We start from the raw sequence: 15888 nt of genomic DNA, 5'->3' as shown, positions 1-15888 counted from the left end.
AAGGGATTTGGAGGTCAGAGAACCCATGGCGGCGCCCTTGCGCGTTTGACAGAGGCACGGCGCTGTTTGGGCTCTGTGGCAGGGGCAGGGGGCGGCGCTGGCGCCGGGTGAAAGGTGACGGCCAAGGGCTGCACCGCCAGCCCCCGGCGTAGGGCCACGAGGGAGTGTTGGTTCCAGTCGCAGGGCTTGTGCTCGGGCTGCACCGGTTCGCCATCCGGTCCGATTGTCACTGTCTCCACCCCGTGGCCCGTGCACAGCACCATGGTCAGCGCGTCCTGTTGGCGCTCTGGCATGGTTCCAGGCGCGAGCGCCGAGAACGCCCCAAACAACAACACCACCGCCCAAAGGCAGAGGTGTTGAAGCGGGCCGGTCAACGCCTTGCGGCGCATCCTGCGATGGGCTGGAGCTTAGTGTTTAGGCGCGTGTGAGGAGTGATCCATTCCGCCCGCGTCATGCCCGCGGCGGCTTTCCACATTGAATGTCACATCCAAAGTCCCGGCCTTTTCGAATGTCAGGGTGGCAGGGATTTTCTCGCCTTCCTCAAAAGGATCACCGTCGAGGCCCATGAACATCACATGCAGCCCCCCGGGTTTGAGGGTGACGGTCTCGCCCGCGGGCAGGTCGATGCCGTCCACATGCGACATGCGCGCGACGCCCATGTCATCGGTTGTGGTCTCATGGAGAGAGACTTCGTCGAAGCCCTCGGCGCTGATGCTGACAAGGCGGTCGGCGGTGTCGCCGTCATTGGTGATCGTCAGATAGCCGCCGCCCACCCGGGCGGTTTTCGGGGTTTCATAGGCCATCGGGTGATCGACGGTCAAAGCGCCCGCAGTGTACTCATGCGCGGCGGCGGGCAGGGCGAGGAGGGCAGCCAAGGCTGCGGTATAGAGAGATTTCATTGTCATGTTCCATTGTCTGAGATCTGCAAGATGGTGGTGGCTCAGACGAAGGGAGGCCCCCGGACAGGCGGTGGCGCCCCGGCGGGGCTGCGCGGTGCGCCCAAGGCAAGGGCGACGCGGGGCGTGGCAAAGCGGAGCGCCGCGCGCGGCAGCAAGACCTCCGCCGGGCTGGGCAAGATCAGCGCGTTGACGATCCGGCAGGCTTCGCAATCCAATGCCCCGTGGCTCTGCCCCTCGAGCGGCCCGTCGCAAAGATCGCTCATGGTGCCGCCAGCTTGAATAAAGGCGATGAACGCCGGATCTTGCTGCACCTGCGCTGTCGCCCGATGCGCGAAAGGCAAGCTGGCAAGGGCCAGCAACAGCAAAAGGGTCAGGCTGACCCGAAGCGAGGATATGCGCGAAACGGCGGACATGCGCCCTGATACCCCGGCTGTCGCGGCAAGGCTATAGGACGCTTCGATCTGCGACGCGATGTCGTAGCTTTGGCGCAGCGCGGGGGTTTTTAACTAGCGGGGGGGGGAGTGTTGGCTGGGATGGTAGGATTCGAACCTACGGTACACTGTACCAAAAACAGTTGCCTTACCACTTGGCTACATCCCAACACAGGGCGCTAACTAAAGTTCTCTGGCCCCGGGTGCAAGACCCGTTTTCAAGAAATTATCCTATTCTTCGGCCGCATCAACAGAGAGCAGGTCTTCGCTGGGCAATTCGGCACGTTCCTGCGCGACAATGCGGGTCAATTCACGCTCGGTTTGGGGCTCGACGGGCTGTACGGTGGCGGGATTCGTCTGTGCGGCTGCCGTTTGGGGCGAATCGACGGGCGCGTCGGAGGGCGATTCGCTGTGAGAGATCAAGTGATAGGCCGGTGGCCCCGCGGTGAGGCCCGCCGTGTCGAAGGCCGAGAGGGTCAGGCGAATCGCTTCGCTGCGGGCCGCGACCAGATCGGTGCTCTCTTGGTTGATCCAACCGGCGAATTGCATGTTGATCCAGTGATCTGCCACTTCCTCGACCCAAGCGGCGGCTTCGGGGCTGGACAGAACGAAGGGAAGTCTGTTCAGCACCTCCAGCGCCAGATCACGGGCGCGGGTCAGATCGGCGTCGCTGGCCACGGAGAGGGTAAAGGTGAACCGCCGCTCGGCGTTGCGCGAAAAGTTGATGATCCGGCTTTTAAAGACAGTGGCATTGGGGATGCGCAGGTGGTTGCCGTCGAAGGTCAGCAGGATCGTGGCGCGGCTGGTCAGACGGATCACCTTGCCGGTGTCGCCGTCGATCTCGACCGTGTCGTTGGGGCGAAAGGGCTGGCGGATCGACAGCATGACCGAGGCGATGAAATTCTCGACCGTGTCGCGCACCGCGAAACCGATGGCGAGGCCGACGATCCCCGCCGCGCCGAGGATGCCCGACAGCAGCGCCGTGGCGCCGAGGATATCCAGCGCCACAACAAGGGCTGCGATGACAAAGGCCAGCCGGATGATCTGGCGGTAAATGTCAGCGATAAAGGCATTGGGGGCGAGCCGATCCCACGGGTTGCGCAGCCGCGCCAGCGCCAGTCCGGCGACGACAATCAGGCCAAAGACACCAAGCGCCACCAAGGCCAGCGGCAGGAAGGCCACGGCCTGCGCCATCCGGTCGCGGAAGCGATCTACGGCGGGGTTGAGCCGCTCGGCCACATCGGTGCTTTCGCGCACCTCGTTGCGGATCGCCACGACCCCTTCGACGCGGCCCGCCAAATCGTTCAGCCGCGCAGCGCTGGCGGTGTCGAGCGTGGTGCCGGTCAGCGTGACGATGCCGGAGGCGACAGAGACGCGGACCTTCTCGAACCCCTCAAGCTCGCGCAGGATGGCGCGGATGCGTTTGGCGATGGCCGCGTCCTCTGTGGCATCGCCTTCAATGGCGATGGTGCCTTCGGGTTGGTCGCTGGTTTGCGCAAAGGCCGGGGTGAGGGGAAGTGCGCAGCTCAGCAGCAGGCAGAGGAGCAGGCGGGGCAGGGTGGCGGTGAGGCGCATGGTGGGAACTCCGTCAGCGGGATGGGCCGCCGCCCTCGGGCGTCGGGGGCGGCAGCTTGGCCACTTAGCGCGCTACCCCCGACAATCGAGCAGCACCGCCCCGCTGCGCTGTCCGGCCTCGACCAACTCATGGGCGCGGGCGGCCTCAGAAAGCGGCAGGACCGTGTCGACGGGGCAGCGCAGGGCGCCGTCCTCCAACGCGTGGGGCAACCGGTTGATCGCCTGTTCGCGCGGCCCTGCGGGCAGCAGGTAGATCAGGATGATGTCGATGATGACCGCTTTGAACAGCAGCGGATAGAAGGGCAGTGTGGGCGACATTTCCGCCGCCGAGCCATAGGCGGCGATGCGGCCATTGGGGGCGATGACCTCGGTGTCGGTGGTGATGTTCAGGCCAAACTCCGTCTCGACGATGGTGTCGACCGGCTTGCCGCCATTGGCATCGAGCACGGCGGCGGCGAGATCGGGGTCGGCGTAGTTGAACACGGCATCGGCGCCTGCGTCGCGGACCAGATCGCTGTCGCGGGGGCTACAGGTGGCGATCACCTTGGCCCCGCCCCATTTCGCCAGTTGAACGGCGAGATAGCCGACCGTGCCTGCGCCGCCTTGGATCAGCACCGTCTCCCCAGCCACCCCGCCGCCGCCAAAGACGGCGTGGCAGGCGGTCAGCCCCGGGATGCCAAGCTGGGCGCCGACCTCGGGCGAGACGCCTTTGGGCAGGGGCACGGCTTGATGCGCGGGCAGGGTGATCTGCTCAGCCGCCGTGCCAAAGGCGCGTTGCCACTGGCCATTCCAAATCCAGACCTTCTGGCCCACCCGGCCCGCATCGACGCCCACGCCCACGGCGACGATCTCTCCCGCGCCGTCGCTATGGGGGATGACCTGCGGGAAGGGCGGTTTGCTGACACCGGGGCGGGTGCCCGCGCGGGCTTTGACGTCCGAGGGGTTCACGCCGGAATGGCTGAGCGCCACGCAGACTTCTCCGGCTTGCGGAGCGGGGTTGGCGATCTCCGACAGGCGCAGCACGTCGGCGGCGGCTCCGAATTGGTCATAGGTGATGGCTTGCATGGCGCACTCTCCGGCTTGAATTTTGCGGGCAGAGTGGCGCATGCGCCGGGATCATGCAATTGCGGCGCGGGCGGGCGCTACTCGCGCAGTTCCTTAGGGCCGACGCCCCAGAGCCGCACCTTGGGCGCCCAGCCGGTAAAGCCGCCCGAGCGCAGCTCGCACCATTCCAGCGTGCATTCGCCCAGCCGGGCCACGACGCCCAGTTCCAACCGTGCCACCACGGCGGCTTTGGGGTCGGGATTGATGCGCAATTGCAGCATGTCCTGTTCGACCAGCACCGTGCGGGTGCCCGACAAAAGCGAGTAGTGGACCCAGCCGCCCATGCCGTCGCGGTCTTCGACCCGGCGCCAATGGCCATGTTCGGCGGTGATCCTCAGCGGCAGGTCGCGGCGTTTGTAGACCCAGTCGATCCGGTGCGAGAGCGACGGGCCGCGGCGCACATTGCCTTCGGAGGCTTTCATCGAAACGAAACGGGGCAGGGGAAGGTTCGTGACCTGACCACGCGCCTCTTCTGCGACGCCGGCGGTCGGCTGTGCCAAAAGCAGCGCGCCCACCATCAGGGCGCTGCGAAAGAAAGCGGTTATCATTGAATTGCCTGCTATGCGGTTCACTGCTGTGGGTCGGTGCTGTGCAAATCTGCGGGTTATTGTTGCTCTTTTTCCGGCGCGAGTTCTTGTGCCTCGTCGCTGCATGAGACACCATGCCTGCGAAACGAGGCGACGCCAAGACCGGGAGAGCAGGCATGTCAAAGAAGCGGTTGAGTGTTGTAGTGACGCGACGGTTGCCAGAGGCCGTGGAAACACGGCTGTCAGAGCTGTTTGACGTGACCCTGCGCGAAGATGACAGGCCGATGACCCGCGAGGAATTGGGCGCGGCGATGCGTCAGGCCGATGTGCTGGTGCCCACCATCACCGATGAGATCGACGCGCCGCTGATCACCCAAGCGGGCGAGCGGCTCAAGCTGATCGCCAATTACGGAGCCGGGGTCGATCATATCGATGTCGCCACCGCGCGCCAGCGCGGCGTGCTGGTGTCGAACACCCCCGGCGTGCTGACCGACGATACTGCCGATATGACCATGGCGCTGATCCTCGCCGTGACCCGCCGCATGCCCGAGGGCATGGCGGTGATGCAATCGGGCAATTGGGATGGCTGGGCGCCCACGGCCTTGATGGGCGGACGGGTCGGCGGGCGCCGTCTGGGCATTCTGGGCATGGGCCGGATCGGTCAGGCCGTGGCGCGCCGGGCGCGGGCCTTTGGCATGCAGGTACATTACCACAACCGCAAACGCTTGCGTGAAGAGACCGAGAGCGCGCTAGAGGCCACCTATTGGGAAAGCCTCGATCAGATGGTCAGCCGGATGGATGTGATCAGCATCAACTGCCCCCATACCCCCAGCACCTTCCATCTGATGAACGCCCGCCGCTTGGGTCTGATGAAGCGTGACGCGGTGATCGTGAACACCTCTCGCGGGGAGGTGATCGACGAGAATGCGCTGACGCGGATGCTGCGCGCGGGCGATATCAAGGGCGCGGGGCTGGATGTCTATGAACATGGTCGCGAGATCAATCCGCGCCTGCGTGAGTTGAAGAACGTCGTGCTGCTGCCGCATATGGGCTCCGCCACGCTGGAAGGGCGGATCGAGATGGGTGAGAAGGTCCTGATCAATATCAAGACCTTCGATGATGGCCACCGCCCGCCGGATCAGGTCGTGCCCTCCATGCTTTGACCCACGGACGGCGGCGGCAACGCGGGCCTTCCGGGTGATTTATTTACAACGATGCCGCCGCAGGATTTTGCGGCGTAAGGATGCTATTGGGAGATAAGACGTGACCAAAATCGCAGATTTGCCGCGAAATGAGGCGGGGATCGCCGCCGCGCTGGATGAGTTGCAACAAGCTTTCGGGGACAATCTGCTGACCGGCCAAGCCATTCGCGAACAGCACGGCCACACCACCACATGGATCGACATGCAGGCGCCCGACGCGGTGGTCATGGCGCGCTCGACCGAAGAGGTGGCGCAGGCGGTGCGGATCTGCGCCGCCCATCGGGTGCCGGTGATCCCCTTCGGCACCGGCACCTCGCTTGAGGGCCATGTGAACGCCCCGGCGGGCGGAATTTGCATAGATGTCATGCAGATGGACCGCGTGCTCGAGGTCAATGCAGGCGATCTGGATTGCCGGGTGCAACCCGGCGTGACCCGCGAGGCGCTCAATACCCATCTGCGCGATCAGGGGCTGTTCTTCCCGATCGACCCCGGGGCCAATGCGTCGCTCGGGGGGATGACCGCGACGCGGGCCAGCGGCACCAATGCGGTGCGCTATGGCACGATGAAGGACAACGTCCTGAGCCTTGAGGTGGTTTTGGCCGATGGCCGGGTGATCCGCACCGGCGGGCGGGCGCGGAAATCTTCGGCGGGCTATGATCTGACGCGGCTTTTCGTCGGTTCGGAAGGGACGCTTGGGATCATCACCGAGATCACCCTGCGTCTGCAGGGCATCCCCGAGGCGATGTCCTCGGCCCGCTGTTCCTTTCCGACGGTACAGGCGGCCTGCGAGACCGTGATGGCGGTCATCCAATACGGCCTGCCGGTGGCGCGGATCGAGCTTTTGGATGCCGATGTGGTGAGAGCCGTGAACGCCTATTCCAAGCTGACACTGCCCGAAACGCCGCTTTTGCTGCTGGAATTCCACGGCTCCGAAGCCGGGGTGGTGGAACAGGCCGAGACCTTTGGCATGCTTTCAGAAGAGTTCGGCGGCAGCGGCTATGCCGCAACGACGACCCCCGAAGAGCGCAGCAAGCTGTGGCAGGCCCGCCATGACGGCTATTGGGCGGTGCTGGCGCTGCGACCGGGCTGCAAGGCGGTGGCCACGGATGTCTGCGTGCCGATCTCGCGCCTCGCCGATGCCGTGGTGGCGGCCCAAGCGCGGGCGGAAGAGTTGCAGTTGATCGCCCCCATCGTGGGCCATGCGGGGGACGGGAATTTCCACGCGTCTTTGTTGATCGACATGGACGACCCCGAGGAAGTCGCGCGTGGCGACGCATTCGTCAGTTGGTTGGCGGAACTGGCGATTTCGATGGAGGGGACCTGCACCGGCGAACATGGGATCGGGCAGGGCAAGCGGCCCTATCTGCGTAAGGAATTGGGGGCTGCGGTAGATGTGATGGCGACTGTGAAGGCGGCGCTGGATCCGCAGAATATTTTGAACCCGGGGAAGATTTTGCCGGGGTGAGATGGGGTGTTTCGCCCTGATCTTGTGCGGCGGGAGGGGTCGTGCAGGGTATTTGGGAAAGGATGAAGGTGGGGCGGTTTGGTCTGCCTTGATGTTGTGCGGCGGGAGATTTGGTGCAGGGTATTTGAGAAAGGATGAAGGTGGGCGCGTGCGTTTGGGCTGAGGTGGCGCTTTGGGGGAGCGGGTAAGGTCGGTTTTTGGCGATGTTGGGTCGGCTGCTGCATGCGGGGCGTGGTGCTGCTGCGTACAACGGGAGTGGGCCTAGCGCAGAGGGATTGGCAGATGAAAACGCAAGTCAAAGCATTGGTTGTCGGGGGCGGCGCGGTTGGCACGTCGATCGCCTATCATCTGGCGAAGGCCGGTTGGGAAGATGTGATGCTCTTGGAGCGGGACGAGTTGACCTCTGGCTCGACTTGGCATGCGGCGGGGCTTTTGCCCTTGTTCAACATGTCTTACGCGACCACCCATATTCATCAGTATTCGGTCGAGTTTTATAAGACGCTGGAGGCGGAGACGGGGTTGAACGCGGGCTTTGCCGTGGTGGGCAATCTGCGCATGGCCCAGACCGACGCGCGGATGGATGAGTATATGCTCTATGCCTCTACCGCCGAGACCTGTGGCGTGCCTTATCAATGGCTAACCCCCGATGAGATCAAGGCGAAGTGGCCTTTGATCGAGACATCGGATTTGAAGGGGGCGCTTTATCATCAGACCGACGGCTATATTAACCCCGCCGATGTCACCATGGCGATGGCCAAGGGCGCGCGGCAGCGGGGTGTGGCGATCGAGCGCAAGTGGCAGGCGGACGCCTTTGCGTGGAACGGCAGTCATTGGGAGGTGACCTGCACCAAGATGGTCGAGAAGGGCGGCAACCTTGTGCCGTCGGACGAGCAGATCGTCATCACGGCGGAACATGTGGTGACCGCGAGCGGCAACCATGCGCAACGCACGGCGCGGATGCTGGGCATCAAGATGCCAGCGATTCCCGTGGAACATCAGTTCATCGTCATGGACCGCGATCCGGCCTTGGTCGATTACCGGGCGGCGGGGCATGGGGAGCATCCGGTGATCCGCGACGCCGATGCCCAAAGTTATGTGCGCGAAGAGCGCGGCGGCTGGATCCTTGGGGTTTATGAGAAGGGCGCGCCGGCGCGGTTTGAGTATGGGGTGCCGGACAGTTTCCGGGCCGATCTGTTTCAGCTCGATCTTGACCGGATCGAAGAGCAATATATGGCGATGAACCACCGCATCCCCTCTGCGGAGGAGTGTGGGTTGAAGGACGATTTCAACGGGCCGATTTGCTATACGCCCGATGGCAATCCCTTGGTGGGACCAGCGCCGGGGCTGCGGAATATGTGGCTGGCGGAAGGGTTTTCCTTTGGGATCACGGCGGCGGGCGGCACCGGCTATTATCTGGCGCAGATGATGGTGGAGGGCGAGGCCGAGATCGATATGGCGAGCCTCGATCCCAAACGCTACGGCGATTGGATGACCACGGAATATGCCGCGCGCAAGAACGAGGAAGCCTACGACCACGTTTATATCCTGCACCATCCTGATGAGGAGCGTCCGGCCTGTCGCCCTCTGCGCACCTCTCCGGCCTATGACCGGCAGGCGGCGCGGGGGGCGCAATTCGGGCAGGTGAATGGCTGGGAGCGGCCGAATTATTTCGCGCCCGAGGGGTTTAGCGATCATGACAGCCGTGCGTTCCGGCGCGGGGGCTGGTGGCAATATGCAGTAGAGGAAGCGCGGGCAATCCGCGAGGGTGTGGGGTTGATCGATGCCACGGCCTTTACCAAACATTTGGTTCGTGGCCCGGGGGCGACGGCGTTTCTGGACTGGTTTACCTGCAACAAGCTGCCTTCGGTGGGGCGGATCAACCTGACCTATGCCTTGACCGGGGCGGGGACGACGCGGACGGAATATACCATCGTGCGTTTGGCGCAGGACGAATATTACCTTGTCTCGGCGGGGGCATGGACGGCCTATGACAGCGATTATCTGCGCAAGGCGATTGCCGATAAGATGCCCGAGCTGGGGTATATCGAGTGCCATGACGTGACCACGCAGTGGGGTGTCTTCGCGATTGCCGGGCCGAAGTCGCGGGATGTTTTGGGCGCTTTGGTGCGGGATGCGGCGCCGGAGACGGTGTTGGGCAACAAGCGGTTCCCGTGGCTCACCATGCGCGACATCGAGTTGGGCATGGTGCCGGTGCGCGCGATCCGGGTGGCCTATACCGGGGAGCTCGGCTGGGAGTTGCATCACCCGATCGAAATGCAGAACCATCTGTTCGATCAGTTGGAGAAAGCAGGCGCGCCGCATGGGATGAAGCTGGTCGGCGCCCGGGCGCAGAACTGGCTGAGGCAAGAGAAGAGCTACCGCGCCTTTGGCCATGAGCTGGGCCGGGATGCGACGCCCTTGGAGGCGGATTTGCCGCGCTTCGTGGACCTGAACAAGGAGTTTCACGGGAAGCAAGCGATGCTCGACCACGGCATCCGCGCGAAATGCGTGACCGTGCTGATCGACGGGCCGGAGGATGCCGACCCTTGGGGCCGCGAGGTGCTTTACAATGGCGAGACCCGGACCGGGCGGCTGACCTCGGGGGGCTATTCCGTGGCTTTCGGCAAGAGCATCGGTATGGGCTATGTCAAACCCGAGGATGCGGTGGTAGGCACGAAGCTGAAGGTAAAGATGCTTGATCAACTGTGGGAGGCCGAGGTGGTCGAAGACAGCCCCTATGATCCGAAGAACCAACGCATCCGGGCGGACGGTTGATCCGCCGGGGGCTGCTTGCGCTTTTCTGCGTATTGGCGCTGACGGCGGCGCTGTTGCGGGACAATCCCGTGATCGGCGCGGCGCAGGGCTATGCCGCGGATGTGGCGACCACGGCGGCGGCCTCCTATGTCACGTTGCGCACGTTGAATGCTTTTCTTTCGACCGCGCAGGAAATCGAGGTGGGGCTGTCCTTCATCGCCTCGGGCTCGGCGCGGCCTCTGAAAGTGTTGGAGCCGATCGACGACACGGTGGAGCGGATCGCGGGGCTGGTTTTCGGTGTCATGGTGGCGACGGGGGTGATCGCCGTGGCGCTTGGTCCGGTGAGTGCGATCGGGTTGGGGCTCTTGTCCGCGGCGCTCGCGGTTTGGGCGCTCAGCAAGCGCGGCCATGCCGGGCTGCCCCGGCGGCTGGCGTGGTATGGCGGGTTTCTGGGGCTCGCGCTTCCGCTTGCCTTGGTTGTGTCTGAGCCGCTGGCGGGGCAGCTCACCGAAGGGGTCTATCTGCGAAATATGGAGGTGATCGAGGAGATCACCGCGCATGTGGGCGGCAGCGAGGCTTTGGGGGATGAAGAACCGGGTTTGACGGAGTATCGGCAGCTTGCCAGCAACCTTTGGAGCCGCGCGGATGAGTTGATCGGCGCGCTTTTGGCGGTGCTGGGGGTGCATGTGTTTCGGATATTCTTGTTGCCGCTGTTGTTGGTGGGCGGGCTTTTCGTTGTGGCGCGGTATTATGCGCGGGGGTGAAGGTTGGCCTGACGTCTGGGGCAGGCGTTGCGCAGAGGTATTTGGGAAAGGATGAAGAGGGCGGGATGTCGCTTCTGTTGGAGGTGGTTGGTTTGAGAGGAACCGATTACGTCGCCTTTGCGGCGGGGTGGCGCAGAGGTATTTGAAAAAGGATGAAGGAGGGGGAGGGGCGCTCCCCCGCTGGTTTTAGCGCAGGGCGCGGGTGGCGACCCAGTTTTGCCAGTCTGCGCGGCTGCCGGAGAAGGCGTTGAGGTCCACGTCGCCGCCGATGCCGGGGACGATCCCCGTGGCGCTATATTGCCAGAAGCGCCATGTTTGGCCGGGGTAGGCTTCGGCTGGGGTCTTGGCGGTGGTGCGCAGCCAGAAGTCGTATTCTTGGAAGCGGCCAAGGTCGTTCTCACGGTAGAATTTGGGTGTGGTGTAGATGATCGGGCGTTGGCCGTAATGCGCTTCGACCACGCCCAGCCAGCGGCGCATTTGATCGCGGACGTTTGCAGCGGGCGGGCGGACATGGGCGCAGGTGGGGGAGAAGGGGTTCCATTCCATGTCGAGCACCGGGGGCAGCATGCCGCTTGTTTTGGGTACGTTGCGGATGAACCAGCGGGCCTGATCCTCGGGCGGGGTGCAGAAGTAGTAGAAATGATAGGCGCCGCGTTTCACGGCCGCTTGGCCCGCGCCTTGCCAGTGGCCTTCGAAGTTGGTGTCTTTGAGGTCGCCGCCTTCGGTGGCTTTGATGAAGGCGAAGTTCACGCCCGCGCGTCGGGCGGTGTTCCAATCGATATCCTTTTGGAAACGGGCCACGTCTATGCCGTGGACGGGGTAGGCGGCGGGGGTGCGGCCTTTGAAACTCACCGGATCGCTGTCGCCGAAGGCGGCGGGGAAGAGCACGCCCGGGGCCGCCGGGGGCGGGCTGCCGGGGCTGCCGCAGGCGGCGAGGGCGAGGAGCGACAGGATCAGGGCGCGGCGGAGGATCATGGGCTGGGCTTTCTGGCGATGAAGGCGAGGTTGTTGGCGGGCATGTCCACTTCGTCGATCGGGCTGAGGGCTGCATCGCTGAGCCAGCGGGCCATCTCGGTATTGTCCTTATAGCCGATCGCGGGGTCGGCGGCGCGCAATTGCGCGTCAAAGCGGGTATCGCCGGGGGAGGTGGTTAGGCCGCCGCGTTTGAACGGGCCGTAGAGGATCAGCGTGCCGCCGGGGGTGAGGGCCGTGGCGGCCTCATCGATGAGGCACCGGGTGGCGGGGGGCGATATGAGATGCAGCAGATTGACCAGCATGATCAGGTCAAAGGGGCCGTGTTCGCCCGCCCAGCCGGGCTGGGTCGCGTCGAGCGGCAGGGCGGGCGCGATATTGGGCAAAGCAGCCTCGGCTGCATAGGCGTTGATGCTGGCGCGGCGGGCGGTGTCGATGTCGCTGGGTTGCCATCTGAGGCCCGGCAGGCGTTGGGCGAAGCTCACGACATGCTGACCGGTGCCGCTGGCGATTTCCAGCGCACGGCCCCGGGGCGGGGCGTGGGTGGTGAGCAGGTCGCAAAGCGCGTCGAGATTGCGTGCGGCGGCGGGGGCGAAGAGGCGGTCGCCACCTGCATCTTCGGCGACGCTGGCATTGGGGGGCAGGCGGTTCATGCCTGCACTTCCAGCCGGTTGGTGGCATGTGCTGCCGCCCAAACCACAGCAGGCGTGCTGAAATGAGCGATCCCGGCCTCGATACGGGCGTCGAACATCACGCAAGAGGCTGTTGCAGCCGTGCGGCCGCCAAACTGCGTGACGCCGAGGGCGCAGCGGCAGGCTGGGGTGCTATCGCGGCTGGTGAGCATCTGGGTCATGCAAGATTGGTGGCATGGCCTTTGCCTGTGCGCAATGGCTTTGCGGGGGGCAGGCGGCGGGGCGCTCGGGGCTGCGCGCATGAGCCCCGCCCGGGACGGCGACGAAAAAGGGGCGCGCGGTTGCCCGTGCGCCCCTGTCGCCTGTCAGCCGGTGTGGCTTACTCAGGAATGGTGCCTTCGATGCCTTCGACATAGAAGTTCATGCCCGCCAGCGTACCGTCATCTGCGGTCTCGCCTTCGGCCAGCCATGTGGAGCCGTCCTGTTTGTTGATCGGACCGGTGAAGGGGTGGTATTCGCCCGATGCGATCTTGTCTTTCAGTTCCAGCGCTTCGGCTTTCACCTCCGCGGGCACGGCGTCGGAGATCTCACCAATGCCGACCATGCCCGGCCCGATGCCGTCCCATGTGTCTTGGCTTTCCCATGTGCCATCCATCACCGCTTTGACGCGGTCGATGTAATAGGGCGCCCAGTTGTCGATAATCGAGGACACGCGCGGCTTGGGCGCATATTGCGCCATGTCGGAGGCCTGGCCAAAGGTGATCACGTTGCCCGCTTCCTGTGCAGCCGCTTGGGGGGCTGTGGAATCGGTGTGTTGCAGCACCACGTCGGCGCCCTGTTCGATCAGTACCTTGGCGGCGTCGGCTTCCTTGGCCGGGTCAAACCAGGTGTAGGCCCAGACGATTTTGAACTGAACGTCGGGGTTTACCTTCTTGGCGTGGATATAGGCGGAGTTGATGCCGCGGATCACTTCCGGGATCGGGAAGGAGCCGATGTAGCCGATGATGTTGCTCTCGGTCATGGAGCCCGCGATGTGGCCCTGAATGGCGCGGCCTTCGTAGAAACGCGCGGAATAGGTCGAGACGTTGTCGGCGCGTTTATAGCCGGTAGCGTGCTCAAATTTCACATCGGGGAATTTCTTGGCGACGTTGATGGTCGGGTCCATGTAGCCAAAGGAGGTGGTGAAGATCAGGTCGGCACCGTCGAGCGCCATCTGCGTCATCACACGTTCGGAATCGGGACCCTCGGCCACGCTTTCGACGAAGACGGTTTCGACCTTGTCGCCGAACTCTTCTTCGACGGCCAAACGGCCTTCGTTATGCTCATAGGTCCAGCCGCCGTCGCCCACGGGGCCGACAAAGACAAAGCCGACCTTGGTCTTGTCTTGGGCCACAGCGCCCGAAGCAAGGCCGAGCGCAAGGGCCGCGCTGGTCATAAGGGTGGATAGTTTCATGAGGTTTCCCCTGTTTGCGTGCCCCTTGCCGGGGCTTGATGTGCGGGCGATGCCGCGTGACGTGATGCCCCTAGTTCGAGGCGTGGAAGGTACGGCCCAGCGACGCCGGCGCGGCGCTTTTGTCGGCCGACAGCACCACCAGAACGATGATGGTGATGATATACGGCGACATTGCCAGATACTCTACAGGAATGGCAACGCCCGCGCCTTGCAAGTTCAACTGCAACTGGGTGATGCCGCCGAAAAGATAGGCACCCAAAAGCGCGCGCCATGGCTTCCATGAGGCAAAGACGACGAGGGCGAGGGCGATCCAGCCGATCCCGGCAGTCATGCCTTCGGTCCATTGCGGCACGCGAATGAGGCTGATGTAAGCCCCGCCCAAGCCCGCGCAGGCACCGCCGAAGAGGATCGCGGCGGTGCGAATGCGTTTGACCTTGTAGCCGAGCGCATGGGCCGCGTCGTGGCTTTCGCCCACCGCGCGCAGGATCAGGCCCGCGCGGGTGAACTTCAGCACCGCCCAGACCCCGGCGACCAGCGCGATGCCGAGGTAGAGGATGATGTCATGGGTGAAAAGGATCGGCCCGATCACGGGGATGTCGGCCAGCGGGCCGAAGTCGATGTCACCCAGACGTGGCGGTTTGATCCCGACGTAGCTTTGCCCGATCAGGGCCGAGAGGCCGAGACCGAAGAGCGTGAGCGACAGGCCCGAGGCGACCTGATTGGCCAGCGCCACTTGGGTCAGGAAGGCGAAGAGCAGGCTGAGCAGGGCACCGCCCGCGGCGGCGGCGGCGAAGCCCAACATCGGCGATCCGGTCTCGACCGCGGTGGCAAAGCCGCAGATCGCGCCGGTGATCATCATGCCTTCGACGCCGAGGTTCAGCACGCCGGATTTCTCAACCACCAGTTCACCGATGGCGGCGAAGATCAGCGGCGTCGCGGCGACGAGGAAGCCGGCGACGAACAAAAGCGGGTTGATTGCGGAAAGATCCATCAGGCAGCCTCCGCCGCGCCGAAGCGCAGCCGGTAATGAGTGAACACGTCCAACGCGAGCAGGAAGAACAGGAGCATGCCTTGGAACACCTGAATGGCGGCGGCGGGCAGGCCGAGGTTGGACTGCGCGATATCCCCGCCGATATAGGTCAGCGCCATCAGCGCCCCGGCAAGCAGGATGCCGATCGGATGCAGACGGCCAAGGAAGGCCACGATGATCGCGGTGAAGCCATAGCCCACGTTAAAGTCGATGGTGACCTGACCCGAGGGGCCAGCGACCTCGAACATGCCCGCAAGACCGGCGAGCAGGCCAGAGGTGCCAAGGCAAAACAGCACCAGCCGCGCCGGGTTCACGCCCGAGAAGCGCGCCGCGCGCGGCGCCTCGCCGGTGACGCGGATGGCAAAGCCAAGCCGGTGCCGCGCCAGCAGCACATAGGCAAAGATCACCGCGATCAGTGCTGCGACCACGCCCCAGTGCATGCCGGAACCGGCAAAGAGTTCGGCGTTATGGGTAGAAGCGTATTGTTGCAGGTTGCGCGAGCCGGGAAAGCCGTAGCCTTCGGGGTTTTTCAGCAATCCCAATGACATGGAGGCAAGGAACTGTTCCGCCACATAGACCAGCATCAGCGAGACGAGGATTTCATTGGTGCCGAACCGCACCTTGAGAAGCGCCGGGATCATCGCCCAGAGCCAACCGCCAAGCGCCCCGGCGAGGACCATCAGCGGAAAGATATACCACGCCTCAAGCGGGTAGAAGGCCAGCCCCACGCCCGCGCCAAAGAGGGCGCCCATGATATACTGCCCCTCGGCCCCGATGTTCCAAATGCCCGCTTTGAACCCAAGGCTGAGGCCGATGGCGATCAGCACCAAGGGCGCGCCTTTGATCAGCAGTTGCGGGCGGTAGTAAAAGGCGTAATCGCCAAACAGGGGCTGCCAGAAGATCGTTTGCAGCGCCTCGATCGGGTCTTTGCCCAAGGCCGCGAACAAAAGCCCGCCAAAGATGAAAGTGGCCAGCACCGCCATGATCGGTGTCGACAGCGAGAGGGCCCGGCTGGGCTGCGGACGCTTTTCAAGGCGGATCACAGATCACCCCCAATGGTCAGAGTGAAAGAGGCGAGGC

At 64.1% G+C, this 15888-nt stretch carries 16 protein-coding genes and 1 tRNA gene; 4 read left to right on the top strand and 13 right to left on the bottom strand.

The annotated features are described in order from the left end of the window. Nucleotides 1-14: 14 nt before the first annotated feature. From ACGYK7_RS04595 to ACGYK7_RS04565, 7 genes are all read right to left on the bottom strand, one after another. The gene (locus ACGYK7_RS04595; protein WP_394399445.1) at nt 15-293 is read right to left on the bottom strand and encodes a hypothetical protein; all 279 of its coding nucleotides are present in this window, start codon (nt 291-293) and stop codon (nt 15-17) included. A gap of 114 nt (nt 294-407) precedes the next feature. Beyond that, on the bottom strand, nt 408-899 hold the full coding sequence (locus ACGYK7_RS04590) for a copper chaperone PCu(A)C (protein ID WP_394399443.1): 492 nt from the start codon (nt 897-899) through the stop codon (nt 408-410). 41 nt (nt 900-940) lie between these two features. Next, nucleotides 941-1312 carry a polyketide synthase gene (locus ACGYK7_RS04585; protein ID WP_394399441.1) on the bottom strand — a complete coding sequence of 124 codons (372 nt, stop codon included), beginning with the start codon at nt 1310-1312 and terminating at the stop codon, nt 941-943. Nucleotides 1313-1424: 112 nt separating this feature from the next. After that, nucleotides 1425-1499, bottom strand: a tRNA-Gln gene (locus tag ACGYK7_RS04580). A gap of 62 nt (nt 1500-1561) precedes the next feature. Beyond that, on the bottom strand, nt 1562-2905 hold the full coding sequence (locus ACGYK7_RS04575; protein ID WP_394399439.1) for a mechanosensitive ion channel domain-containing protein: 1344 nt from the start codon (nt 2903-2905) through the stop codon (nt 1562-1564). Nucleotides 2906-2977: 72 nt separating this feature from the next. Continuing rightward, nucleotides 2978-3970: an NADPH:quinone reductase gene (locus tag ACGYK7_RS04570; protein ID WP_394399437.1), complete on the bottom strand. Its 993-nt coding sequence runs from the start codon at nt 3968-3970 to the stop codon at nt 2978-2980. A 77-nt stretch (nt 3971-4047) separates the two neighbouring features. After that, nucleotides 4048-4527, bottom strand: coding sequence for an SH3 domain-containing protein (locus tag ACGYK7_RS04565; protein WP_394399751.1), 480 nt, complete (start codon nt 4525-4527; stop codon nt 4048-4050). 185 nt (nt 4528-4712) lie between these two features. On the opposite strand from ACGYK7_RS04565, the gene ACGYK7_RS04560 reads away from it, so the two are divergent. The 4 genes from ACGYK7_RS04560 (at nt 4713) to ACGYK7_RS04545 (ending at nt 10721) form a co-directional block, all read left to right on the top strand. Beyond that, the gene (locus tag ACGYK7_RS04560; protein WP_394399435.1) at nt 4713-5699 is read left to right on the top strand and encodes a 2-hydroxyacid dehydrogenase; all 987 of its coding nucleotides are present in this window, start codon (nt 4713-4715) and stop codon (nt 5697-5699) included. A gap of 100 nt (nt 5700-5799) precedes the next feature. Continuing rightward, nucleotides 5800-7203, top strand: a complete 1404-nt coding sequence (locus ACGYK7_RS04555; protein ID WP_394399433.1) for an FAD-binding oxidoreductase — start codon at nt 5800-5802, stop codon at nt 7201-7203. 282 nt (nt 7204-7485) lie between these two features. Next, nucleotides 7486-9978 carry an FAD-dependent oxidoreductase gene (locus tag ACGYK7_RS04550; protein ID WP_394399430.1) on the top strand — a complete coding sequence of 831 codons (2493 nt, stop codon included), beginning with the start codon at nt 7486-7488 and terminating at the stop codon, nt 9976-9978. Further along, a complete protein-coding gene (locus tag ACGYK7_RS04545; protein WP_394399427.1) occupies nt 9975-10721 on the top strand; it encodes a hypothetical protein in 747 nt (248 codons plus the stop codon). The genes ACGYK7_RS04550 and ACGYK7_RS04545 overlap by 4 nt, the downstream gene beginning before the upstream one ends. A gap of 186 nt (nt 10722-10907) precedes the next feature. Here ACGYK7_RS04545 and ACGYK7_RS04540 read toward each other — a convergent pair whose 3' ends face one another. From ACGYK7_RS04540 to ACGYK7_RS04515, 6 genes are all read right to left on the bottom strand, one after another. Beyond that, on the bottom strand, nt 10908-11696 hold the full coding sequence (locus tag ACGYK7_RS04540) for a GH25 family lysozyme (RefSeq protein WP_394399425.1): 789 nt from the start codon (nt 11694-11696) through the stop codon (nt 10908-10910). Next, a complete protein-coding gene (locus ACGYK7_RS04535; protein WP_394399423.1) occupies nt 11693-12346 on the bottom strand; it encodes a DUF938 domain-containing protein in 654 nt (217 codons plus the stop codon). The genes ACGYK7_RS04540 and ACGYK7_RS04535 overlap by 4 nt, the downstream gene beginning before the upstream one ends. Next, nucleotides 12343-12546, bottom strand: coding sequence for a hypothetical protein (locus ACGYK7_RS04530; protein ID WP_394399421.1), 204 nt, complete (start codon nt 12544-12546; stop codon nt 12343-12345). The genes ACGYK7_RS04535 and ACGYK7_RS04530 overlap by 4 nt, the downstream gene beginning before the upstream one ends. A 158-nt stretch (nt 12547-12704) precedes the next feature. Continuing rightward, nucleotides 12705-13778: a BMP family ABC transporter substrate-binding protein gene (locus ACGYK7_RS04525; protein ID WP_394399419.1), complete on the bottom strand. Its 1074-nt coding sequence runs from the start codon at nt 13776-13778 to the stop codon at nt 12705-12707. 70 nt (nt 13779-13848) lie between these two features. Continuing rightward, nucleotides 13849-14769: an ABC transporter permease gene (locus ACGYK7_RS04520; RefSeq protein ID WP_394399417.1), complete on the bottom strand. Its 921-nt coding sequence runs from the start codon at nt 14767-14769 to the stop codon at nt 13849-13851. Then, nucleotides 14769-15851, bottom strand: coding sequence for an ABC transporter permease (locus tag ACGYK7_RS04515; protein ID WP_394399415.1), 1083 nt, complete (start codon nt 15849-15851; stop codon nt 14769-14771). The genes ACGYK7_RS04520 and ACGYK7_RS04515 overlap by 1 nt, the downstream gene beginning before the upstream one ends. Between the last annotated feature and the right edge of the window lie 37 nt (nt 15852-15888).

The organism is Sulfitobacter sp. 1A15299 (assembly GCF_043556915.1).
GTDB lineage: Bacteria > Pseudomonadota > Alphaproteobacteria > Rhodobacterales > Rhodobacteraceae > Sulfitobacter.
Note: the sequence above shows the minus strand (reverse complement) of the source record. Positions and strands in the feature narration are given on the sequence as shown.